This is a genomic window from Pseudomonas sp. Irchel s3a18 (assembly GCF_900187535.1).
Classification (GTDB): domain Bacteria; phylum Pseudomonadota; class Gammaproteobacteria; order Pseudomonadales; family Pseudomonadaceae; genus Aquipseudomonas.
Map to the genome: position 1 here is coordinate 66,865 of NZ_FYDV01000006.1, position 22,471 is coordinate 89,335.

General features: G+C 56.9%; 17 protein-coding genes and 1 other RNA gene. All 18 read right to left on the minus strand.

Going from position 1 to position 22,471, the window contains the following annotated elements:
- Positions 1 to 12 precede the first annotated feature (12 nt).
- Positions 13 to 483, minus strand: a complete 471-nt coding sequence (locus CKW29_RS10760; protein WP_095148433.1) for a very short patch repair endonuclease — start codon at positions 481 to 483, stop codon at positions 13 to 15.
- 11 nt (positions 484 to 494) lie between these two features.
- Entirely contained in the window at positions 495 to 2,066 is a 1,572-nt protein-coding gene (locus CKW29_RS10765; protein ID WP_218192184.1) for a DUF2357 domain-containing protein, read from the minus strand.
- Between the two features lie 86 nt (positions 2,067 to 2,152).
- Entirely contained in the window at positions 2,153 to 3,859 is a 1,707-nt protein-coding gene (locus CKW29_RS10770; protein ID WP_095148435.1) for an McrB family protein, read from the minus strand.
- The gene (locus tag CKW29_RS10775; protein ID WP_095148436.1) at positions 3,825 to 5,324 is read right to left on the minus strand and encodes a DNA cytosine methyltransferase; all 1,500 of its coding nucleotides are present in this window, start codon (positions 5,322 to 5,324) and stop codon (positions 3,825 to 3,827) included. Before CKW29_RS10775 ends, CKW29_RS10770 begins: the two co-directional genes overlap by 35 nt.
- A complete protein-coding gene (locus tag CKW29_RS25495) occupies positions 5,317 to 5,538 on the minus strand; it encodes a CopG family transcriptional regulator (protein WP_371850791.1) in 222 nt (73 codons plus the stop codon). Before CKW29_RS25495 ends, CKW29_RS10775 begins: the two co-directional genes overlap by 8 nt.
- Before the next feature lie 615 nt (positions 5,539 to 6,153).
- Positions 6,154 to 7,620 carry a DNA sulfur modification protein DndB gene (locus CKW29_RS10780; RefSeq protein WP_095148437.1) on the minus strand — a complete coding sequence of 489 codons (1,467 nt, stop codon included), beginning with the start codon at positions 7,618 to 7,620 and terminating at the stop codon, positions 6,154 to 6,156.
- A 994-nt stretch (positions 7,621 to 8,614) separates the two neighbouring features.
- Positions 8,615 to 9,523 carry a hypothetical protein gene (locus tag CKW29_RS10790; protein ID WP_143496869.1) on the minus strand — a complete coding sequence of 303 codons (909 nt, stop codon included), beginning with the start codon at positions 9,521 to 9,523 and terminating at the stop codon, positions 8,615 to 8,617.
- A 191-nt stretch (positions 9,524 to 9,714) separates the two neighbouring features.
- Positions 9,715 to 10,212, minus strand: a complete 498-nt coding sequence (locus tag CKW29_RS10795; protein ID WP_095148439.1) for a JAB domain-containing protein — start codon at positions 10,210 to 10,212, stop codon at positions 9,715 to 9,717.
- A gap of 133 nt (positions 10,213 to 10,345) precedes the next feature.
- A complete protein-coding gene (locus CKW29_RS10800; protein WP_095148440.1) occupies positions 10,346 to 11,314 on the minus strand; it encodes a DUF932 domain-containing protein in 969 nt (322 codons plus the stop codon).
- 142 nt (positions 11,315 to 11,456) lie between these two features.
- Positions 11,457 to 11,792, minus strand: coding sequence for a hypothetical protein (locus CKW29_RS10805; RefSeq protein ID WP_095148441.1), 336 nt, complete (start codon positions 11,790 to 11,792; stop codon positions 11,457 to 11,459).
- Between the two features lie 370 nt (positions 11,793 to 12,162).
- The gene (locus CKW29_RS10810; RefSeq protein ID WP_095148442.1) at positions 12,163 to 13,419 is read right to left on the minus strand and encodes an integrase domain-containing protein; all 1,257 of its coding nucleotides are present in this window, start codon (positions 13,417 to 13,419) and stop codon (positions 12,163 to 12,165) included.
- A gap of 185 nt (positions 13,420 to 13,604) precedes the next feature.
- Positions 13,605 to 13,998, minus strand: a transfer-messenger RNA (tmRNA) gene (gene ssrA, locus CKW29_RS10815).
- Between the two features lie 97 nt (positions 13,999 to 14,095).
- Positions 14,096 to 14,371, minus strand: a complete 276-nt coding sequence (locus CKW29_RS10820; protein WP_095148443.1) for a hypothetical protein — start codon at positions 14,369 to 14,371, stop codon at positions 14,096 to 14,098.
- A 388-nt stretch (positions 14,372 to 14,759) separates the two neighbouring features.
- The gene (locus CKW29_RS10825) at positions 14,760 to 17,570 is read right to left on the minus strand and encodes an FAD-binding and (Fe-S)-binding domain-containing protein (protein ID WP_095148444.1); all 2,811 of its coding nucleotides are present in this window, start codon (positions 17,568 to 17,570) and stop codon (positions 14,760 to 14,762) included.
- Positions 17,567 to 18,238, minus strand: coding sequence for a lactate utilization protein C (locus CKW29_RS10830; protein ID WP_095081690.1), 672 nt, complete (start codon positions 18,236 to 18,238; stop codon positions 17,567 to 17,569). The genes CKW29_RS10825 and CKW29_RS10830 overlap by 4 nt, the downstream gene beginning before the upstream one ends.
- Positions 18,235 to 19,692, minus strand: coding sequence for a LutB/LldF family L-lactate oxidation iron-sulfur protein (locus CKW29_RS10835; RefSeq protein ID WP_095148445.1), 1,458 nt, complete (start codon positions 19,690 to 19,692; stop codon positions 18,235 to 18,237). Before CKW29_RS10835 ends, CKW29_RS10830 begins: the two co-directional genes overlap by 4 nt.
- The gene (locus CKW29_RS10840; RefSeq protein ID WP_095148446.1) at positions 19,689 to 20,513 is read right to left on the minus strand and encodes a (Fe-S)-binding protein; all 825 of its coding nucleotides are present in this window, start codon (positions 20,511 to 20,513) and stop codon (positions 19,689 to 19,691) included. The genes CKW29_RS10835 and CKW29_RS10840 overlap by 4 nt, the downstream gene beginning before the upstream one ends.
- Before the next feature lie 146 nt (positions 20,514 to 20,659).
- Positions 20,660 to 22,354 carry a lactate permease LctP family transporter gene (locus CKW29_RS10845; protein ID WP_095148447.1) on the minus strand — a complete coding sequence of 565 codons (1,695 nt, stop codon included), beginning with the start codon at positions 22,352 to 22,354 and terminating at the stop codon, positions 20,660 to 20,662.
- Positions 22,355 to 22,471 lie beyond the last annotated feature (117 nt).

A 22,471-nucleotide genomic window follows, 5' to 3' on the forward strand; every position in this document is an offset into this window, starting at 1 on the left:
TAATACTTAGTTTTAAGTAGATGGTTCGTTTAGTGATGAAATGATCAGCATCGCAGGCTCTGTGTCACGAATGAATCTAGACGCACGATCAAGTAGATCGATCTGAGACATGCGCTGCTGCCCTCGCAGTGCGCATTCCCAAATCACAAGGACGCGCCAGCCTGCGGCCAAAAGGTCGCTTATTGCTTTTTGGTCTCTGGCTTCATTAAGTTCAAGCTTTTGGCGCCAGAAGTCCTTTCGTGTTTCTGGCAGTTTTGAAAGTGCGCACCTGTGGAAATGCCAGAAGCAGCCATGGATGAATGCTGCTGTGCGATATCGCGGAAAAACAAGATCGGGACGTCCGGGCAGGGTTCTGTCATATAGTCGATACCTCAGCCCTCTCGCGTGCAGTCCACACCGAATCAGCATTTCTGGTTTGGTATCACGGCTACGGATGCGGCTCATGTTGAGTTGGCGCTGTTTGGCAGTAAGTACGTCAGCCATTCATTCCTCCTCTACGAGGCAGCATCCTCGACTATGGATTTTAGGCAGTCCTTCAGCTCACTCTGGCTCATGCCGGGTCTTAACTTAACCGCGCCGAAGCGAAACTTTTTGCGATACTGCGGATGAAAAAGACGACCTGGTACAGGCGTGGTACGGAAGTCGGTGTTCAGAGTTGGCACATGTGGCGTGAGCAGGTAAGCCGCCGTCACGACACCTTCGACCTGCCCGCTTGAGGTTTCTTGAACCAACGCATCGCGATAGGTATGGATCGAGTTTAGCGCCTCGTTTAATCCGCTGTTTATGCGGTACTTAGCATCCAGGACAATGACGCGCCGCTCCGGGCTGCTGCCGAGCCCCGTGCCGGCGAGAACGATATCTGGAATCATCGAACGGCTGAAACTTCCTTCCCCATCGGACTCTATCCAGTATTCGGAATATTTCCGCTGAAAACACAGTACCTTGCCTGCCCCGATCGGGACGATTACAGCGCCGGCTGCAATTGTCACGCTCCCCTCGGCGGTGGAAATAAATAGACTGCTCAGGTCCACGCCGGTAGGCCCATACACCTCAACAGCTGCGCGCAGAAGTCGCAGGAAGCACCAGAGCTCGTATAGCTCATATGTCCTCGCCAATGGCATCTGCAAGAAGTCGCCAAAGAGCGCAGCAAGCCCTAGGTTCATATCCTGCCAGAGCCGGTAAAAGCGTTGGTAGACTGGATCGTTACGAAACAGTGAAGTCATGCGCAGTAGCGCTGGCCCCTCACCAACGTCAGTCATGAAGCCCGAGCCAGAGAGGTCGTTGAGACGGCGGGCAATTTTTCGTGTGCGGAGTGCCCAGTTACTCGCGGTCGTTCTGACATCCGAATCGTAAGATGTATCGGTTTTTGCGAGGACTTCGGCAACACTTGCAAGCCATGCTGACCATGACTTGAGGCATGCTTTGATCTGCCTATGCTCCTGTATGTCCACACTGTTTCGGCTCTGCCGTAGCGTGATTTGAGCAGGCAAGCGACCTTTCAGTGCGGCAGGCAGTCGTGAAGGTCGAACCGTTTCGGTATGGATTGCGCCGGACCGGAACGATTTAATGATTTCAGGTCCCGTCGCGCGCGTTGCTCGGTGTGCTGGCACGGTGACCTCCTCGGAGCGTAGGAAGTGGCGCGGCGAGCGGGCAATTGCGGCAATTGCTTCAGCGATCTCTTCCACGCGCGAGCGCAGGAATTCGAGTCGTGCGAGTGGAGGAGGTTTGTTACCGGGCTGGCGAGCTATGCTTTTGCGGAATGCGCTGAGTGAGAACAGCGCGAAGGTGTCTTCCAGCACTTCGCGCACCATTGTATCGAAGTCGTCCCTTGTGAGCTTACGCAGATCAGGGTCGGTTGTTATTTCAAAGCGGCGTGTGCCTGTACCAGGGAGACGGAGCACCGCCTCTACAACGCCGGCGTGAAAGCCCGGCTCCCAGCGCCAGCGCGCCACGTTCGGTTGACGAGACCGAAGCGCTTCAGCCGGTACGTCGTCTATAAGTAGATCAGCGTTCAGGGCGTCGTCGCTGTCTCTCAGTTCAAAAAGATAAAAGGTACCTTCCCGCACTACTCCCGGAGGGATTAAATCCGGTATCGGCCAGACCTGCCAAGCTGGCCCGACACCTTGGGCCTGGATATAGAGCTCCGTCACAGTCAGCGCATCGCCTGGAAGGAACCGAAATCGTCTAGATCAGTCAGTAATTTTCGGACATAAGACTCTGCTCTAGGCAGGCCTTGACAGGCCTTTTCGAGGCTGGTGAGTAGTGAGCGCTGCCGCTCGGAACCGCGCAACTTGACTAAGACTTTTTGTACCAACAGCTGGTCGGTTACGTCTGCCGAAGGGGTTTTGAGGTGTTCCGCATCGAAGGCGTGATAACGCACGCACTCTTCAATGAGCCGGTAACCGAACCCCAGTCCATGTGGCTGCATTAGTTGGTGAATTTCCGTCAGCTTCGCTTCGGTTGCTACGCGTGCATTTTTGAGATCTGGGTGCTGAGCCTCAAGAGATGTGAGGAACCCAGGTACATCCACCGTCGACATATCGATTACCGATGCCCGGTCGAGCACCTTATCGCTGACTGGATTGGTCGTTTCATCGACATTAATAGTGCCGATGATGAACAAGTTCGGGGGCAATGGCAGCTCGGCGCGAATACTGGCTCCCGTGGTACCTTCCAAAGGTATACCGTTGGAGTGAAGTTGTAGCGCTCCCTTGGTCTCCATGCACGACAGAACATCGGAAAGGTAATATTCGACCCGAGCTAAGTTCATTTCATCGAGCACAACAAACACAGGTGATTCGCGGTGTGCGGTGGCCACCAGTACAGCCTCAAGGAAAGGCGGAACGACGTACCGGTTAGTCAGCACGTCGTAATAGCCCGTCAGTCCGGTTGGATCGGTCCACTCGGGGCGTACTGGGCATTCAAAAATCAGAGGATCGGATTCTGTCTCCACTGTCAGTCCATGGACCGCACGGGCGTACTTCAACGCGAGCTGCGTTTTACCTGTCCCCGACAGGCCAGAGAGGATGACGAAGTGTTTGTGACTCAGAAAGTTCAGCGCAGCATGGAAGCGGCGCACTTCTCCGTTCGGATAGTGACCGCCCTGCGATTTGACTGCGTCTTCAATGTCCGCTACAGGGATGCTCGACGGCATCCGGTACATAGAGGGCTTGAGAGTCGCTGTATCGGCCCAGACCGAAAGTTCGTGAATCTTCTCCTGTCCAGCAAGAGCTCCGAGCCAACCAATGAATTCGCGGGCCAATAGACTCCGACGTGCTGACGCTGTTGGTGGATACAGCGCTACAAGGATCTCATCTGGCTCAACTCCAGGTCCAAACGGAGTTAAATCAAATTTCATGCTGTTCCAGAAGCCAGAGTTACGCATCCACAGCCGGCCGTCCTCTGCTAGATAGATTGATACGACGTTGTTGGAGTCACTGTATTTAAATGGCTTCTCTGGTTTTTTTGGTTTTCCTGGGTCATCGATTTCTTCCTCGACTTCCTCGACTTCCTCGACCTCCTCGTCGCATTTTTTGCCGGAGGTCTTTTTCGCAGCTGCGCCCAGACGCATCATTTCAGCGAGGCGCTTTAGGAAGCTCGCTTTATCCTTCTTGACTAGCACCGAGAAATAGACTTCATCCTCTGGTGGAAATTTCATCACGCAAGCGAAGATGAAAGCATCTGCATCTGTATTTTCACGCACGGCTTTGAGGTTCGGTACGCCGATCTGCACTCCGCCCTCTACGATTTTCGCGCTGTTAGAGACTCCGAAAAGTTTGCTAGTGCGAGTAGTTTTGGTGCCCCCAAAATACTTGTGCGCTGCCTCAAGAAACTGTCGCTGCCGCTCTTCTAGGTTCATCCTTGGTCTCCTTTTCCTTTTGTGTGAGCGCAGTCATCATTTGTGTAGCGATAGCTTTCGCCAGCAGCGGTGGAACCGCATTGCCAATTTGCTTGAACGCAGGATTCATTGTGCCGCTGAATAAAAATCCATCTGGGAAGGACTGCAGTCGGGCAGCTTCGCGTACAGAGATCGTCCGCGACTGTTTGCTGTCATAGTGGATATGGCTGTAGCCGTCCTTGCCAAGGTGCGCCATCAACGTACGGGCAGGCTGGTTACGCCACATTTTGCGCCACTTATTTGGAAACTTACTGGCGTCGTACGGCGGTACAATCGAAGCCCAGAGAGCTTTGTATTTAGCAGAGCCTTCTGTGAGGATTTCGCCCTTCGCTCGCGCGGCAACTAGATGCTCCTCGAACATCGCTACTGCATGTGCGTACGCCTCGGGATACTGGTCGCCCGGGTTCATGCGAGCAAACAGCTCATAGTCTCGTGGCAGGTAACGTATAACGTGATCCTTCGGGCCTTCTTTAGCAGCTTCGTGACCGGGCCACGTACGCATAAGCGTTGCGTAAGTAGAAGGGTTCTTGCGGTTGTAGCCCGCTGGCGTATCGAAGCGCCGCGCGCCTCGGGCAATTTTCCCTTCGGCCAGGAGCTCCCTGGCGTAGATCGCTGGTAGATCACTCAATGCATCCTCGGCAGTTATAGCCGGGGGCAGATCAGGGGAAGCGGCCGGTGGCTCGATATAGGAGTGTGCTTCGTCAAGGAGGCCACGAAGCGACTTCAGCGCCACTGAGCGTGACCCCTCATATCCTGGTGGTAGCACCAGCCAGTGGCTTGGTGAGGGAAACGATACCTGCTGTTTTAGCTCCTGGCGATAACCAATCAGGAACATCCGTTCACGCATCTGGGGGACCCCATAAAAGGCCGCATTCAGAAGCGTATAGCCGCAGACATAGCCTTTAGCTTCCAGCACTTCACACGTTTCTTCTGCGATGTTCTGCCCGCCATGGTTCAGGATGTCGGGAACGTTTTCCATTAGAACGGCAAGGGGTTGAAACGCGTCAACAAACTCCAGGTACTTCTTGTAAAGCTGTGCCCTGGGGTCATGGATGAATGCTTCGGGATGAGCTTCTATTTCTCGCAGTTTAGAGCGACCTACCCGCGCAAATGCTTGGCAGGGAGGTCCGCCAACCACAACGTCAAAAGCCTCTGCCACCTCGCCAACGCCAAGGCGGGAGCAAAGTTCTGCAGGGGAAGTCTGAGTGATGTCGATTGGCTGACTATGAACTTCGGCACCATCATGGAAATTCAGTCCATGAGATTTGGCTGCATTTGGTTCAAATTCGACAGCGGCACGCATATCGAAGCCAGCGGCCTCGAATCCGAGGGAAATTCCTCCGCAACCGGAAAAAAGGTCCAAAACACGTGGCTTTGCCCCGGTTTTCAGGCGCGCTAGCTTGCGGAGAATGACGTCTTCAGTCATTTGAGTCAGATCCTGATCGTGTGGACGGCCGCAGAGGCAGTTCCAGCTGACCTTGGTATTCATTGAGAAAGCGTTGGATGGCCATGCGGATGACCCATGCGGATGAGACGTTGTTAGCGTCTGCCAGCGCCTGGACCTGAAGGTGGGCATCTTCAGGCAGCATGACGGAAGTCCTAACGGTCTTACGGCCGGTGGTAGCGGGGCTACGTGCCATATACGGTTTTCATCGTTTGATTGTGTGGTGCGATTGTGCACCATTATGCATATTCTTACATCATTAGAGGTGTTCTGGCTTGGTCGTTAGAGGGCGGGAGCTGACTGCGATCAATCGGCTGGTTGGCTTACTAGAACTGTCTGAGATTTTTATCAGCACGACTGAACGAGATCAGGTGTAAGTCTTGTCCGTGAATGTTTCGCCTTGCACTGTGTTTTCATACAGTAATGAAGATAGCATTTCCCTGCTCTAGGGGGGAGTCTTATTGGCAAGTGGGGGGCGTAACGAGTGGCGTTTTGTGCGCTGCTGAGTGTCAATCGAATTCATGAACGTATCGTTTAAAGAGGGAGCTTTGGTCGGTGGGATCAGGCCGGAGCTCTTGCTACTCAAAACGTAACGCGATGAATGGGGGACTGTCGAAGTCCCATAGTGCTCGCCCACAAGTGATCACTGCCTGGAGGGAAGCTTCTGCGATGTGGAGTCTCTGGCATGAAAAATGATTGGAGAGTGATCTTAAGTCTTGTACGAAGCGCTGTAGGGCTATGATCTCCGGCTGGACATTTCTGTAAGCAAAAAGGGGCTGACACTCCTGCGCCAGCCCCCGTCCTTTCAGCTTTATGCCCGGCGGCTTGGAAGCCCTGCAGCCCAACGGATCATATCTGCGAGAATCGGAAAAATATCGTTGTGTTTCGCCCCGAAGCGCATAAATCCACCGCTCTGAATCGATCCGATGTCTCGATTCACCCCTTGCGTGTCTTCTGGGAGATAGTCGGCTAGCGTGCCCAGGCCTGCGTCCAAACGCTTCCCGTCGGTTAACGAGTAGAAGTTCCACATCGGGTTTTGGTGCGAGAAGTCGATGCTCGGGATTTTCTCCAGGAGCTGCGCGAATTGTACGTCCGCATCTTCCGGACGGCGGTTGCTAAAGTTCAGGTCGTAGGTGATCTTGGCCAGTGCTTTCAAAATAACCGGCTGTGCGGCAACAGTTTTCTCCTTTGCTCGGTGGTTGCCGAACTCCGGAATTTCCACAATACGGCTCCACAGGTTCAATGCAACCTCTTCGCGCGGCTCTATGACTGCGGGGGTAGCTCCGGCAACATTGCCTTTGTTTAGAAAGGCGATAGCATTTACCGCTACCATATCCTTGAGAACAAGTGCCCCGGAGTCTTCCGACCAATCTTTCGCCTCGGTTTCCGTGATCGAGATCCCGAGTTCGCCCGCCAGCTTGTGCTTGATAAAGTGGGTGATCGGGTTCGAGCCATCGAACTGGAAAGCCAGTGATGCATCAACTTTCTTGCCCAGACGGTTTAGGTCATGGAACAGCTGTCGCTCCTGATCAATATCAAGTCCCAAATGCACCTCGACAGTGAGCGTTGCATAGGAGCGGGCAGCCTCATACGCTTCATTCCAGACGAGCATTTCCTCTTCCGAAACCTGCTTGCCTTTCTCCACGAAGAGGACTGCCCCTTTGCCGGGATACTTGCCTGTCTGTCGAACCTGTTCAAGGAAGGTCATCACCATGTCGGCCGCATGACGGCGATGCTGTCCATCAACGACCCAGAGGATGTGGCGCTCCGAAAGGAAAACCTTAAAGGCCGCCGTCTCGCCAGCGCTGGTCTCAAGGCGAAAGCCGCGAATGCCACCAGCTCCATTGCCGCCAGGCGGCACATTGCGGATGTTGCAAACGAGAGGCTGGAGCGAGAAGTAGGGTTGCTCACCGAGCTTGCGCAGGATCGCGTCAAATGTTTCCGGAACAGGCTTCCCGGTGGCGATGCGTCGTATCTTTGCTGCAGATACGAGCCCCTTCACCATGTAAACCGAGAGCTTTTTGGCGTGATTCTCGTCTAACGCCCTCTGGGCGACTGGGCCAGCTTCTCGATTGTTTGCGACAGCTGATATGTCGGCGAATTTCCGGAAAGGTACGGACATCGTAAACACCCGATGCCCCAGGTTGTGACCGATGAAAACGTTGAAAGGCGTCTCGTTGACGTCGCCAGCATCCGCCAGTATGTCGAGACTGTCGAGGTTCTGCAGGGGGTTCGAGCCAACGAGTGGAATAGGTAGTTCGCCAACCTTTGGGTACATAGCTTCACCTTACGTATTTGAGTGTTCCTGCTAGCGATTATTTAATTTTTAGCGCTCCAGGTTCCTTAAAATAATTGACCATGGGTGTATATATTGTCAATAAATATTATCCCATGGTGAATTATGCTTTCTGCTAGGTTAGGGGCGAATTGTTGAATCTTGAGCCTTGTGCCAATGCGGATTGGCATCTGAGTGGCGCGAACGGTCAATTATCCGTGCTGTGACTTTGTGATATGGCTTTGAATGCGCGAAATTCAGATAAAAAAACGCGGAATCTTCGCCGATCAGGATCCATTATGATGCTGGCTCTGGCAGAGAAAACTAATGCCTGGATCGAGAATTGTCTGTCTGAAAGATACTGAGTAGGAGCCGCATTGAGGGAAGCGGTCCTGGCTTTATGTTCTGAGGCCCAGTTTCTCGGCCCAGTTCTGGCGGGGGTAAGTAGTGGTCGGTGGTCCGCGTAGAAGCTCAGGCGCGTTTAACGATTCGCTTCTTCGTAGCGTATACCGCCAGCTGCTCAAGTGCGTATTGGATTGCATAGGGCGCTGGTCGGTAGCTGGCGGATTCTTGGCTACTCAAGTAGTAGCGCATAACCCGGTCAGTGATGCCGAGTGCGCTCGCAGCTGCTTCTTGGGTGATGCCTGCTGTTTCCAGAAGACCACGCAGGTAGGCCGGGGAGGGGTCATGGAGCGAGGCGTCTGGCTTTCGAGGGTACACGTCTTTAGTCCTGTATCCGGATGAGTGGTAATTATCGCCCCCTCCCCCAATGAAGGGAGCCATTTGTGCCGCTGGCTGTAATGCGCCTACGGATTCATCCGCAAAAGCGGTGCGATGCTCAAGCGCCATGCCCCTGTTCTCATCTCTAGTCAGATCACAGTGGATGCCCGCTGAGCACTTCGGCTGCAGTGTTACTCTGGCCGCGAAAGGTTTCGCCTTCGCCTCGGATTTCTTCATGCGAAGCAGTGGTGCGCTAATTGCGTGAGCGGTGTCCCACTTACTGCATTGCTTTTGAGGCTGCGGTAGCCGGGGTAATTGCAAAGTAATATTCGTCATCAGCATGCGGATCGAATTTAGGGCGAGCGATGAGGCCTTGATCCAAGGCGTGTTGAAGCACGTCGCGCACTTCCAGCCAGCCGTCTGGCTTGACCATGTTCAGCGCTTCAATGGCCTTGATAATTTCTCTCCAGCCGGTTTTTTCTGGTTTGATGGTGTTCAGCAAAGTTGTCAGGATCAGCTGCTGGCGATCGGCTTGATTCATCGTGGTCATTGACTTCACTTCCTCTTCCGCTGGTTTCACTTCTTTGGTGACGGCATCGGTGCCGTAGTTGCGAATGAATTCGTAAGCTTCTTCGCGGCTCAGGTCTCCCTTGATGATCTCAACGCGGTCACGCATTGGTTTGTCAAAGTGAACGATGGTGACGTCGAATTTACCGCCTTCGACTTGGACAGAAAGCGGTACCCCTGTGCGCTCGCGGGTTTCCCGCACAATACGAGTCTCTGCAAGCTGTTGCAGTTCTGCCTCGGTCACGACGTCCCAATCAGGGCGCTCAAATAGATCCGGGTACACGCGGTGTTTGGTTAAGAAGAAGCGCTTGGATAGCTCGATGCAGTTCTCACGGTTGCAGTTAGGCGTTTTGACCACATAAAGGAACGGCGTTTCTAGGTTTTTTTTGCACCAGTTGTTGCACTTGCGAAGGCTCGAAAACTCGACCGTTTGAAACAGCTCGCCATTGTAGAAAACCTCGAAGCTCTGCAGTGTTTCAGTAGGCTTGGCTTGCTTTTTGGTGGTCATATCGTCCTGCACTCTCACTGTTAGATTTCGCTCCGTTCGGCTTGTCGCCATGTTGGGAACATTGTTCCTATATGGCAAGAGTTTTTTCACGCTCACAAGAAGCCCGCTCATACGGGCTTCTTGTCTTATTGAAGCTTTTGAGTTGGCCGTACTCATAGTGAAATTGCTTGAAAAGTCTGCAGGCCAGCATCATCGTGCTCGCTCATTTCCTTGAGCTGAGTCGATATTAGTTCAGGCTGGGGACGTAGCGGCCGCCCCCAGCCTGATCGACTTACCTAGTGCATAGCAAGGGCAAAACGCTCCTACTGTTGTCCCTGTTCTGCCAACGATACGCAGCCCTTATAGCCCACGACGACATGATCCAATATGCGGGCACCAATCAGGTTAAGGGCATTTTTGAGGGTTGCGGTCAGTGCGCGATCTGCTTGCCCAAGCTCCGGGTCACCGGAAGGATGGTTATGCACCAGAATTACGGCCGCTGCATTGTGCTCTAGGGCGATCTTGACCACATCCCGAGAGGACACGCAGGCAACTTCCAATTCGCCCCTGAATAGTTCTCTGAAGCCAATAACCCGGTGCTCGGTATCGAGCAGTAACAAAGCAAGGACCTCGTAATCATGGAATTGCAGCAGCGTTTGTAGGTGACTGATGACGAGTCTACGCTCAGTCAACGCCCGTCCTTTTGACAGACGATACATCGCGAGTTGTTGAGCCATCTGCAGGATGTCGGACTCGGTGACTGGTGATTCCATGACATAGGTGTCGGGCGTTTCACCGGCTTTGAGCTTGGGATATTTCATGCTGATATTCCTATCCGAACGCGTGGATGCACTGGCGGGTGGGTGGCGCAGTGCTGGAATGTGGGTGTTGGGATTAAATGATTCCGAACGTCCCTTTAGGCGAGAGCGCTCGGCAGTGCTGTAGTTCGATGGTTCACGCAACGAGTTGTAAGGCTGCATCGAGTGCCTTCTGTTTAATAACTGCGCCTTGCCCAAACCACGCCGAATCCATTCGATATTCAGAGCTCCTGGCGCGCTTTTCATGATCCACGTATTCAGTCACGGCATTCAGCAAGCCCCATGCTGTTCCGCGAGCAGACTCCAAATTAGCTCCTTGGCCTCTACCTTCGTAAAGGTTTTGCACCTTCTCCATAGCTCGCTTGTTGGGCAGTACATTGGGAATGGGGTCATGGGCTCCGGTGTCGCACAGCACGTCCATAAAAAAGCCAAGGGCCTCTTTCGTATGAACCTTGCGATCGGCGAGGGCGCGCATCTGGTACATGAATTCGTCCCATTGCGAGATGGCGATACCCAGTTGCTTTTTGACAGTTCGCGGATCAAAGCGTGTGCTGTGCGAAACCTTGATTGCGCGAGTGGCTCCGCTTAGGGATATGGTCAGTGTGTTGTTGCAGACCACGCGAACGGTGGTGGGAGTTGCAGTGGTGGCTAGTGTGCCGTCACAGGACGTTGCCAGTAGCAAATAGCCGTTTACCACGTCATTGCCTTTAATGGCAGTCGACTGTCCGGTCCTCGCCAGTGCCCAGAGTTTTCGACCTCCCTTCAGGACGCCGGCGGTTTCCAGCTCATAGCCAGAGCGCTCCGTAAGATCACGGTAAAACTCCAGGACCTCACGGGGCTGCACCACTTGATAGCGATTGGAGACCACCGACAACGGAGCTTTGGTGTCGGAGCGGTAGAGCACCTTCTGTTCCGGAAAGGAGTGGATGGTGCCGAGATGGCCGACGGCCTCCGCCATGAAGCGTACTGGCGATTCTTGGATCTGCCAGTTCATGCCGGCTTCTTGTTGCCAGACTTCCAGAGGTTGCTTGGGCGAGAGCTGATTGCCCAGACAATGCCAGGGCGTAGCGCCAACGTAAGCCATTTGTTCGATGAGATGTGCCATGGGGAACTTCCTTTTCATATGCGCACGGCGAAGCCGCTGAGTGTTCAGCAGGGATCAGTCGGCGTGCGGGGGGTATTGACGGAGAGGGGAGGAGCGATGGGTCAGATGCGGAGCAGCAGTTGCGTCAAGCGGGAGGAGCGGTTCAAATGGAATGATGGCAGCTAAACGACAGTCCGCAATCGAGACAACCGTAATTGTCCAAAACCCGCTCATCAATGACTTCGCCAAGTTTGGCGCCCGCAATACAGCCAGTCGCCGCGCCGGCTAATCCGCCGAGAATGGCCCCGGCCATACCGCCAGCCACGACACCCGCGGGGCCGGCAATGAGTCCGATAACGGCGCCAACCTCGGCACCGGCCATAGCACCGGTGACTCCTTGTGCGGCGCCACCGACGGTGCCGATAAGGGCGCCGATTTTCCTGGCGACATCTTTGGTGATGACAGCGGTGGAGTGACAGCGTGGGCATTGAGTGGTCATGTACAGGGTTCCTGTCGAGAGGGTCGGGATAAGGTCAGTACACGGGCATAGCTCACATCCAAGCAGATCGCGTATGCGATCTGCTTGGATGTGAGCTGCCGAGTCTGGGGGTGTGATGCTTAATGCGGAGGGATGCAGGATCGTGATGTATGACTGAGATTTTATTGAGTCGAATGCACTTGATAGGCTGGAAGCGTCGCAAACCTGGCGATTGCCTTCGAGCATTACAATGAGGAGCATCCGCACAATGCGTTGACATACCGCTCACCGAGGGAGTTTCGGCGCTTGGCGGCGGCATCAATTTAACGGGGAGTTGGTGTCTGGTCTGATAGGGGGCAAGTTCAGTGGGCAAGTCGGTACAATTACCCGCTTAGCGCATCGATACTACTTTCAGACCTCTGGTTCCCTGAACGGCTGAGACCGACAAGCTGCCGGTAGCGGCTTGCTGGATGTGTTCACTCCACCAGATCATCATCGGGCGTCTTCTCTCAATGTAATCCGCACGATTGTAGGCGCTACGCACTTCGTCCTTGTCGACGTGTGCAAGTGCGACCTCGATCAGTTCGGCGTCCCATCCCTGTTCGTTCAGGATGGTACTGGCCATGGAGCGCATGCCGTGGCTCACCAATCGACCTTCAAAGCCCATTCGTTTCAGGGCCATGTTTGCTGTCTGGCTGTTGCAGTGAGTCCGTGGGTCTCTGTCAGCAGGGAACACGTAATCTCTGTGGCCGCTGTAGGGTTTGATCGTCTCTAGCAGGGCAAGTGCGTGTTCGGTCAGCGGTATGACGTGAGCACGACGCTTCTTCATACGCTCCGCTGGAATCGTCCAGGTTTTCTTGTCGAGATCGATGTCCGCCCAAGAAGTCGTAGCGGCTTCGGCAGGTCGGGTCATGGTGTGAAGTTGCCATTCGATAAGGCAGCGTGTTGTTCTTTTTATGCTCGCATTGGCGATGGCAACCATCAGCTCTGGCAGCTCTTCAGGACGGAGGGCGGCCATGTTTTGCTTTTTCGGTTTTTTGAAAACCGCTCGGATGCCGCTGAGCGGATTGGCAAAGATCATTCCTGAGTTCACGCCGTAGGTCATGATCTCGTTGAGTCGTTGGGTCAGTCGCTTCACTGTCTCCAGACTGCCCTTCGTTTCCAAAGGACGCAGCAACTCGATGACCATAGGGGCATTGATCTGCGAGATAGGTGTTGTTCCCAGTGATGGGAAGACATGCAGTGTGAGCGAGCGCCAGATGTCCTCGGCATAAGCCTGAGTGACCGAATCCTTTTTCAGTTCAAACCAGGCAGATGCCACGTTCTCGAATGTGTGCTCGGTTGCCTGCCTTTTTGTCTGCTCCAACTCGCTACGTTGTTCTTTCGGGTCGATGCCCTGGGCGAGAAGCTCTCTGGCTTCGACCGTCTTCTTCCTGGCTTGCGCAAGTGAGAGCTCTGGATAGGTACCGAGGCCCATATTGATGCGGTTTTTGGTAATTGGCTGGCGGTAGTTGAAGTTCCATAGCGTAGAGCCATTGACCCTCACGCGCAGCTGTAAGCCGTCTCCATCGCTGAGGACGTAGTCCTTGTCTTTCGGCTTTACCGCTTTGAGCTGGCGGTCAGAGAGGCGGGTGGCTTGGGCGCACATGAGGTGTTCCATGACATCAATTGGTATTCCAAAAATTACCACTGAAGGGCTTGGAATACCATCTGGAATACCCGATAACGTGGATTGTGTCGGACGTCTATGGACGCTAATGGACCATAAAGCCTTGATTTTGCTGGATTTTAGGCACAAAAAAAGACGTCCGTGGACGTCTTTAGATGTGAGGTTGGTGGAGCCGGGGGGAATTGAACCCCCGTCCGCCAGTACTCCGCTGTCGGTACTACATGCGTAGCCGTGTCTATTAAGTTAACCCTCAGCGACCCGACGGGCAGGGTGCTTTGGGCGAGTTGTGTAAGTTTTAGCCGATTCGTCCACAACGTACTGCACGGCGATTCTGTTCTATATGACAATCACTTTGGGTTTACAGACATCCCCTGATGATTGCTGGACCCGAAGGTACCAGGAGGGAAGGGCTAAGGCTGCTTACGCAGCGAGAGCGTATTCCCCGTAGGTTTCGTCATTGGCAACTATAGGAAGTTGCAACAGTGGATTTACGAGTTCTGTTACCAACTCGGCATGCACCTAAAGTTTCGCAACCGGCGTCGAATCCAAAGCGGCCCCGAACTCACTGCTCTGTGAATCAATGTGAGCAGCAAGCCTGTGTAGTGTACGCCAACGCAGGCGATAAGGCCAACCCGAAGGTTGGCCTGGCCGTACGTCAGCCCTTGTCAGGGCTGCGGGTCTGGATTTTTGTCAGCACACCTTGAGTGATTCCGATGCATTCCTTGTGGTCACCGGCGGTCTGGGCTGCTTTTGCTTTGTCCAAAGATGCTTTTACGTTGTCCACGGCGTTCTCTGACACTGCGGGATCAGAATCCAGTGCCTGCTGAATCAGTTTGATATTGCTTTCACAAAGATCTTTATCCGCGGCAAAAACCGGCGACGCCAACAGTGCCGCGGTGATGAACATTCCAGCAATTGCAGTGTGCTTCATGGGTATCTCCTTGTGCATGAGGGCTCGGTGCGACCGCTCGAGGTGGCGGTTTGCCGAGGGGGTTATAAGCCCGTTCAGGGGACTTAGTTAAATGACTATAGCCGCACGCAGGAAATCGGTAATTTTTTGCAACGCGAATGCGGCTTGTGGGGAATGTCGCCAGGGACAATGAAGAAAGGGCCGAGCGGCCAATGCCGATCAGTTAAGGAGATGAGGTCGAGTGTGTAGGAGCGAGCGTGCTCGCGATGAACTCAAGAGCAGCGCGTTTAATCAGAAAACACGCGCTATCGTTAACGTCCATCGCGAGCACGCTCGCTCCTACAAAGGTCGGCGCTCGCTTAACTGACTGGCATTGGGCCGAGCGGCCCTTTCTTTTATTGCGGATCGCTTACCGCGAGCGCGCCTGTGTCACGCGGTCCACCAGGTAGACCAGCCCGTGATAGTCGATCCCTCCATGCTGGCTGAGGCCGATTTCACAGGTGCGGCTGGTGGAGATGCCTTCGCTGCAGTACTGCACGGCGTCCTTGAGGGTGCGCAGTGAGTGAGCGTTCAACTCCGGTGTGGTGAAGCCCTTGTCACCGGCAAATCCGCAGCAGTGAATGCCTTCCGGGATCACCACGTTTTTACTGCAACGTCGGGCCAGGTCGATCAACGCCTGGCTTTCGCCCAGGTGCTGGGTGCTGCACGTCACATGCACGGCGATCGGTGCTTCCTGGGGCGTGAACTCCAGTCGATCCATCAAATGGGTGCGAATGAAGCGCACCGGGTCGTAGAGGTCCAGGCGTGTCTCACCCAAGTCTTGCACCAGGCGCAAGGTGCAGGGGCTGGTGTCGCAATAGATCGGATCGAGCCCGCCGCGACTGGCGTGCAGCAAGGCGCCAATCAGTTCCTGGCGCTTGTGTTCGGCCTGTTCGGCGTAGCCTTTGGAGGCGAATGGCTGGCCGCAGCAGAGGTTGTCCAGGTTGTCTGGAAATACCACCTGATAGCCGGCCTTTTCCAGCAGGCCACGGGTCTTGTCGTGCAGCGACATTTGCTCGGTGTCGGCGGCTGCCGGGCCCATGACCCGCGACACGCAGGCCGCCAGGTACACCACGCGCGGACGCGCATCGTCGAGCGCCGGACTGAAGCGGATGGCCCGCTCCGGTTGGGGCATGGCGTTGGTCCACTGGGGGATGTTGCCGTTGGACAGCTTGCTCAACGCGGCCGAGACCTTTGCCAGTCGAGGTGCGCCCAATAGCTTTCGTGCACCGTTGGCCACATGCAGGGTCAGGCGGGCGCCTTGCAGTGCCGTGGCGAAGTTTTCTTCGAGCAAGGTCGCGGTTTTCTGATGGGTAGCGGTGCGGCCGCGCAGTTTTTTCACCAGTTCGCCGGTGTTGATGCCCACGGGGCAGCGCTGGGCGCACAGGCCTGTGGCGGCACAGGTGTCGAGGCCCTGGTATTGATAGGCCGCTTCCAGTTCCGAGGTGTCAATGCCGGCGCGTTTCTTCGCCTGGATGTCCCGCCAGATCACGATACGTTGGCGCGGGCTCAGGGTCAGTCCCTTGGACGGGCAGACTGGTTCGCAGAAGCCGCACTCGATGCACTTGTCCACAATCTCGTCGGCAGCCGGCAAGGGCTTGAGGTGTTTGAGGTGAATCTGCGGGTCCTCGCTCAAGACCACGTCCGGGTTGAGGATGCCGTTGGGGTCGAGCAGACGCTTGAGTTGCCACATCAGCTGATAGGCATCGCTGCCCCATTCCAGCTCGACGAAGGGCGCCATGTTGCGGCCGGTGCCGTGTTCGGCTTTCAGCGAACCGCCAAACTCCACCGCGACCAATTGCGCCACGTCGTCCATGAACGCTTGATAACGTACGACTTCTTCCGGGCTGTTGAAGCCTTGGGTGAAGACGAAGTGCAGATTGCCTTCCAGGGCGTGGCCGAACAGGATCGCTTCGTCGTAGCGGTGCTTGTCGAATAGCGCGATCAAGCGGTTCACGCCGATCGCCAGTTGCTCCACGGGGAAGGTGACGTCTTCGATGATCACCGTGGTGCCGGTCTTGCGCACGGCGCCGACGGCGGGGAAGGTGTCCTTGCGAATCGCCCAGAGCCTGGCATTTTCCGCGGGGTCTTCGGTGAAGTCGACCTGTTTCTCCACCGGGAACGTGGCCAGTGAAGACATGATCTGCGCCAGTTGCTCCTGCAGCAGTGAGGAGGACGCGGCGCGAGACTCGATCAACAGCGCGCAGGCGTTGGCCGACAGTTGCTGGACGAAGGCCGGCATGCCGGGTTTGTCCTGCACCGAGCGCAGGCTGCGGCGATCCAGAAGCTCCACTGCCGACACCGGCTGGTGTTTCAGCACGGTCACCGCGTTGCAGCAGGTTTCCACATCGGGGAAGACAATCAGCGCCGAGGCTTTGTTCGGGTGGTCGATCACCGTGTCGTAGGTCACCGCGCTGATAAAGCCCAGGGTGCCTTCGGAACCCACCAGCAGGTGGCTCAAGATATCCACAGGCTCGTCGTAATCCACCAGGGCATTGAGCGACAGGCCGGTGGTGTTTTTCAGGCGGTATTTGTGGCGGATCTTCGCGGCGAGTGTGGCATTGGCCCGGGTCTCGCGGCCCAGGGTGGCCAGACGCTCCAGCAGTTCGGCGTGGCTGTCGCGAAAGGCCGCGACGCTGGCGGCATCTTCAGTGTCCAGGCGGCTGCCATCGGCCAACACCAGGCGAATACCGGCCAGGGTGTGGTAGGTGTTTTGCGCGGTGCCGCAGCACATGCCGCTGGCGTTGTTGGCGACGATACCGCCGATTTTGCAGGCGTTGATCGAGGCCGGGTCCGGGCCGATCTTGCGTCCGAACGGTGCCAGCCAGGCGTTGGCCTGGGCGCCGATGACCCCAGGTTGCAGACGGATCTGCGTGCCCTGGCCACGGATTTCCCGACCGTTCCAGTTATCGCCGAGAACGATCAACACCGAGTCGCTGATGGCTTGCCCGGAGAGGCTGGTGCCGGCCGCGCGGAACGTCACCGGGACCTGATCGCGCTGGGCCAGTTTCAGCAGGGCAACCACTTCGTCTTCGGACTCGACGCGGATCACCAGCTTCGGGATCAGCCGATAGAAGCTGGCGTCGGTGCCAAAGGCCAGGGTCGAGAGCGGGTCATCGAAGCGCCGCTCCCGGGGGATCAGTTGCTGCGCATCGCGCAGGAAAGCCGCCGGTAGGGTCATTGGTCCTCCAGGATCAGCACCACCAGGTCTTTCGGGCCGTGGGCGCCATAGGCCAGGACTTGTTCGATGTCCGCGGTTTTCGATGGGCCGGACACCAGCAGGGCGTTGGTCGGCATGCCTTGGGCCCAGTTGAACTCGCACTGTACCTGATAGAAATTGTCGCGAATTTCACTGGCCTTGAGCAGGGCGAAATGCACCGGTGGCACCAGGCTCATCAGACGTGGTTCTTCGCGGGTCGGCCAGAGGATCAGGCTGCCGGTAGCAGCGATGGCACCGAGGGTGGTGGTCAGGCTGGCCGGGGTGTCGTTGAACAGCTCGGCTTTCCACTCGTCCACCGGACGGTCGTAGGCTTTTAGCGTCGGCAGGTCGGGATGGTTCGCCCAATGTTGCGTGATTCGTTGCCCATGGGGGGTGGTTGGGGCGATCAACAGGCTCGGCAATTGGCGCTCGCGCAACAAGTGCGCGAGCAACTCGGGCCAGCCTTCGCCAGACGTCAGGTGGATTTCGGTGTGCACCGCTTCCATCAGCTTGCGCAGCTGCGGGATGCGTTGTTCGGCGGTGTAGGTGTAGGGCTCGGTCACCAGCGCTTCGTCGAAGTTGTCCGCCACCGGTGTGGTGCCGGTCAGGCTGTTGCGCAGCTTGGCGAGGATGTTCTGCTTGGCGCTCATCGGCGATCTCCCTGTTTGCCCAGATGCTCGCGGGCCATGTCGTGCAGTGAGCGGGCGGCGGGTTTTGGCGCACTGTGGTTTTGCGTCCAGGGGCCGAGGTTATTGGGCGTGAGGGCGCGCAGGCGCGTGGCGAAGAAGCCGAACAGGCGATACAGGGTCGGCGAGCTGTTGAGTCTGGCCCAGGCGTTCCAGATGAAACGCTCCTTGCGCGAGTACTTGCTGCCCTGGCCACGCATGACTTGATGCGGGCTGTCGGGAGCCTTGACGTTTTCTTCGCGCAGGCGCCGCAGCAGGGCCGGGATCGGAATCTTGACCGGACAGACTTCACCGCAGGCGCCGCACAAGGACGATGCGCTCGGGTGGTCCGGGACTTTCGCCAGGCCGACCATGTGCGGGGTGATGATCTTGCCGATCGGGCCGGGATAGACCTCGCCATAGGCGTGGCCACCGATGCGGGTGTAGACCGGGCAATGGTTCATGCAGGCGCCGCAGCGGATGCAGTTCAGGGTCTGGCGCAATTCGCTGTCGGCAAAGGCCTGGCTGCGGCCGTTGTCCAGCAGCACCAGGTGCACTTCTTGCGGGCCGTCGAGTTCATGGGCCTTGCGCGGGCCGGAGATCATGTTGACGTAGGTGGTGATCGGCTGGCCGAGGGCCGAGCGGGTCAGCAGCGACAGCAACGGCACGACATCGCGCAGGTTTTCGACGACTTTCTCGATCCCGGTGACGGCGATATGCACGGGCGGCACGGTGGTCGACATGCGACCGTTGCCTTCGTTTTCCACCAACAGCAGGGTGCCGGTCTCGGCCACGGCGAAGTTGACGCCGGAGACGCCGATGTCGGCCTCGAAGAATTTCTGCCGCAAGACTTTGCGACCGATCTGGATGAGTTGGTCAACGTCCTTGGTGTACTCCACGCCAAGTTTGTCGTGGAACAAGGACGCGACCTGACCGGCATTCTTGTGGATCGCCGGCATAATGATGTGTGAAGGCTTCTCGTGGTCGAGCTGGACGATGAACTCGCCCATGTCCGATTCCAGGCATTCAATGCCCTGTTCAGCGAGGACATGGTTCATCTCCATTTCTTCGCTGACCATCGATTTGCCCTTGATCACTTGCCGCGCCTCGTGAGCGCGGATGATCGAGAGGACGATGCCATTGGCCTCGTCCACCGTTTCCGCCCAGTGCACTGTCACACCGTTGCGGGTCAGGTTCTGTTCCAGTTGCTCGAGCAGGTCGGGCAACTTGGAGAGCGCGCGGGCCCGGACGGCATTGCCCAGGACGCGCAGGTGTTCTCTTTCATGGGCATCGCTGAAGGACGTTGCCCGCTTGGCCATCAGTGAATCCATCGCACTGCGAAAGTTGTTACGCAGTTGCTGGTCGCCCAGGGCCTTGTGAGCCCGGGCGCGAAAATCTTCTTCGACGGCAACCGTCGGAATCAGTGTGGAAGTGCTCATGCAGCACCTCCCGTACGCCGCCAGAGGAAGCTGGCCAGATGTTGGCCGCGCAACGCTTCCTGCTGTTTTTCCAGTGCACCGTTGATGTTCATCAAACAGCCACAGTCCGCGCTCAGCACCTGGTGTGCACCGGATTCCTTCAGTGCGCGGGTCTTGTCAGCGACCATCGCTCCAGAAATGTCTGGCATACGGACGCTGAAAGTCCCACCAAAGCCACAGCATTCGCTTTCATGGCTGTGGTCGACCCGTTCCACATTGCCCAGTTGCGCCAACAACGCGCGGCCGTGCAGGTGGGTGTTCATCTCGCGGCGTGCCGAGCACGAGGTGTGCAGGGCGACCTTGACCGGTTCGCCGCTGTCCTTGAGCTGCACCTTGCAGACGAACAGCAGGAATTCGGCCAGCTCATAGGTCCGTGCCGCCAGGGCCTGGACCTGCTTCAAGGTGTCCGGCTCGTCCTTGAACAAGTCGGCGTAATGTTCGCGCAGCATGCCGGCGCAGGAGCCCGACGGCACCACCACCGGATAATCTCCGGCAAACAGCGCCAGTTGCGAGCGCGCCACGGTCCGGGCCTGTTCGGTGTAACCCGAGGTGTAGGCCGGCTGTCCGCAGCAGCTTTGCCCTTGCGGGTACTCCACTCGAATGCCTTCGCGTTCGAGCAGGTGAATCGCATCCATCCCGGCCTCGGGATAAAACAGGTCGACCACACAGGTGCCGAACAGGTAGACCTGCTGCGGTTTTACGCTGGGGTACTGGCGCGGTTCTGGCAGTGGCGGGGCGACACGGGTCGCGTTCGGCACAGCGTTGTAAAAAAGCTCGCTCATCAGGCGTGTCTCTCGGCCGGTTATCCGTCCGCTGAGGCTGCTGACTGTAAAGCGCAAAGCTTTCAGCAACCTTGCAGACCGGGTTGTGAGTCGCAGACGCCGGGTTCAAGGCCCGGCGTCGGTTTTTTCCGTGTTACCTGTAGCGCTTAGTGCACCAACATGCCAGTGAACCAGTAGGCCTGGGCCAGGGTGATCAGGCCGACAATGGTTGCAAAGAATAGGCTGTGCTTGAGGGTGAAGCGGAACAGGTCCGACTCCTTGCCTACCAGGCCGGTCGCGGCGCAGGCCACGGCGATCGATTGCGGCGAGATCATTTTACCGGTTACGCCACCGCTGGTATTGGCCGCCACCAGCAGGGTGTCGTTGACGCCGATCTGGTGCGCGGTGGTGGCTTGCAGCGAACTGAACAGGGCGTTGGACGACGTGTCCGAGCCTGTCAGGAACACGCCCAGCCAGCCGAGGAACGGCGAGAAGAACGGGAAGGCCGCACCGGTGCCCGCCAATACCAGGGCCATGGTCGACGACATGCCCGAGTAGTTGGTGACGAAGGCGAACGCCAGCACCATGCCGATCGACAGAATCGGCCAGCGCAGTTCAACGAAGGTTTCCTTCAAAGTGGTCAGACCAGTTTTGAGGTGGATCTTCAGGACCCACATCGAAATCAGTGCGGAGAAGAAAATCGCTGTGCCGGTCGCCGAAATCGGGTCCAGCTTGAACACGGCCGGAATGGCGGTCGGAGCCATCACGATAGGGGCGACCTTGATCACCATTTGATCCAGGTGCGGGATGGCGAAGTTGAACACCCAGCCGTACATCGAACCGCCTGCGGCAAACATCGCCTTGAACGGTTTCAGGGTCCAGATGGTGACCAGTACGGTGAGGATCAGGAACGGCGACCAGGCCTTGATGATTTCGCCCAGGCTGTACGGCGACGCAACGGTGGTGCGCTTCTGGCCAAAACCGCCGACGCTGGCAGTGACCGCTACGCTCGAGGTCGCACCGGCGATCTGCGCGCCCGCCGTACGTTTTGGCTGCCAGACTTTGAGGAACAGGGTCAGGGAAACCAGGCTGGCCAGGGCGGAGGTGATGTCCGGCAGTTCCGGGCCGATGAAGTTCGAGGTGAAGTACTGAGTGATGGCAAAGCTCAGGCCGGCGACCAGCGCCGCAGGCCATGTTTCACGCACGCCACGCAGGCCGTCCATCATGAACACCAGCCAGAAGGGCACGAACAGCGACAGCAACGGCAGCTGGCGGCCGGTCATGGCGCCGATCTTGAACGCGTCGATGCCCGTGACCTGGCCGGCGACGATGATCGGGATCCCCAGGGCGCCGAAGGCCACTGGCGCAGTGTTGGCGATCAGGCACAGGCCCGCCGCATACAGCGGGTTGAACCCAAGGCCCACCAGCAGGGCGGCGGTGATGGCGACCGGCGCGCCGAAGCCGGCGGCACCTTCCAGGAACGCACCAAAACAAAAGCCGATCAGCAGCACTTGCAGGCGCTGGTCGTCAGTAATCGACAGCACCGAGCTGCGGATCACCTCGAACTGGCCACTCTTGACCGTCAGTTTGTAGAGGAACACCGCTGCCACGATGATCCAGGCAATCGGCCACAGTCCGTAGGCAAATCCATAGCCCGCCGCGGCGAAGGCCATGTCGACCGGCATCTGGAAGGCAAGGATCGCCACCAGAATCGACAAGGCCAGGGTGATGCTCCCGGCCACGTGTCCTTTGAGGCGGAACACGGCCAGAGCCAGGAAGAAAAACACGATGGGGATAACGGCCGCGAGCGCGGACAAGCCGAGGCTGCCGAGCGGGCTGTAGAGCTGTTGCCAGGTTTGCATATGGGGTGGCCCCTAATTGTTGTTGGTCAGGCACTGATCAGCGTTCTTGGGTAATTGGTAAGACCAATTTACAATCGCTGTGGGCTAGGTTAAAAGCCTTGTGGGCGGTGTGTCAAT

Coding starts and splice junctions, on each gene's coding strand:
- CKW29_RS10800 (WP_095148440.1), bottom strand. CDS start 11,314: ATGGCACATCTCATCGAACAAATGGCTTACGTTGGCGCTACGCCCTGG.
- CKW29_RS10760 (WP_095148433.1), bottom strand. CDS start 483: ATGGCTGACGTACTTACTGCCAAACAGCGCCAACTCAACATGAGCCGC.
- CKW29_RS10820 (WP_095148443.1), bottom strand. CDS start 14,371: ATGAAGCACACTGCAATTGCTGGAATGTTCATCACCGCGGCACTGTTG.
- CKW29_RS10835 (WP_095148445.1), bottom strand. CDS start 19,692: ATGAGCACTTCCACACTGATTCCGACGGTTGCCGTCGAAGAAGATTTT.
- CKW29_RS10810 (WP_095148442.1), bottom strand. CDS start 13,419: ATGTGCGCCCAAGCCACCCGCCTCTCTGACCGCCAGCTCAAAGCGGTA.
- CKW29_RS10770 (WP_095148435.1), bottom strand. CDS start 3,859: ATGAACCTAGAAGAGCGGCAGCGACAGTTTCTTGAGGCAGCGCACAAG.
- CKW29_RS10780 (WP_095148437.1), bottom strand. CDS start 7,620: ATGTACCCAAAGGTTGGCGAACTACCTATTCCACTCGTTGGCTCGAAC.
- CKW29_RS25495 (WP_371850791.1), bottom strand. CDS start 5,538: ATGGCACGTAGCCCCGCTACCACCGGCCGTAAGACCGTTAGGACTTCC.
- CKW29_RS10840 (WP_095148446.1), bottom strand. CDS start 20,513: ATGAGCGAGCTTTTTTACAACGCTGTGCCGAACGCGACCCGTGTCGCC.
- CKW29_RS10825 (WP_095148444.1), bottom strand. CDS start 17,570: ATGACCCTACCGGCGGCTTTCCTGCGCGATGCGCAGCAACTGATCCCC.
- CKW29_RS10790 (WP_143496869.1), bottom strand. CDS start 9,523: ATGAGCGGGCTTCTTGTGAGCGTGAAAAAACTCTTGCCATATAGGAAC.
- CKW29_RS10845 (WP_095148447.1), bottom strand. CDS start 22,354: ATGCAAACCTGGCAACAGCTCTACAGCCCGCTCGGCAGCCTCGGCTTG.
- CKW29_RS10805 (WP_095148441.1), bottom strand. CDS start 11,792: ATGACCACTCAATGCCCACGCTGTCACTCCACCGCTGTCATCACCAAA.
- CKW29_RS10775 (WP_095148436.1), bottom strand. CDS start 5,324: ATGACTGAAGACGTCATTCTCCGCAAGCTAGCGCGCCTGAAAACCGGG.
- CKW29_RS10795 (WP_095148439.1), bottom strand. CDS start 10,212: ATGAAATATCCCAAGCTCAAAGCCGGTGAAACGCCCGACACCTATGTC.
- CKW29_RS10830 (WP_095081690.1), bottom strand. CDS start 18,238: ATGAGCGCCAAGCAGAACATCCTCGCCAAGCTGCGCAACAGCCTGACC.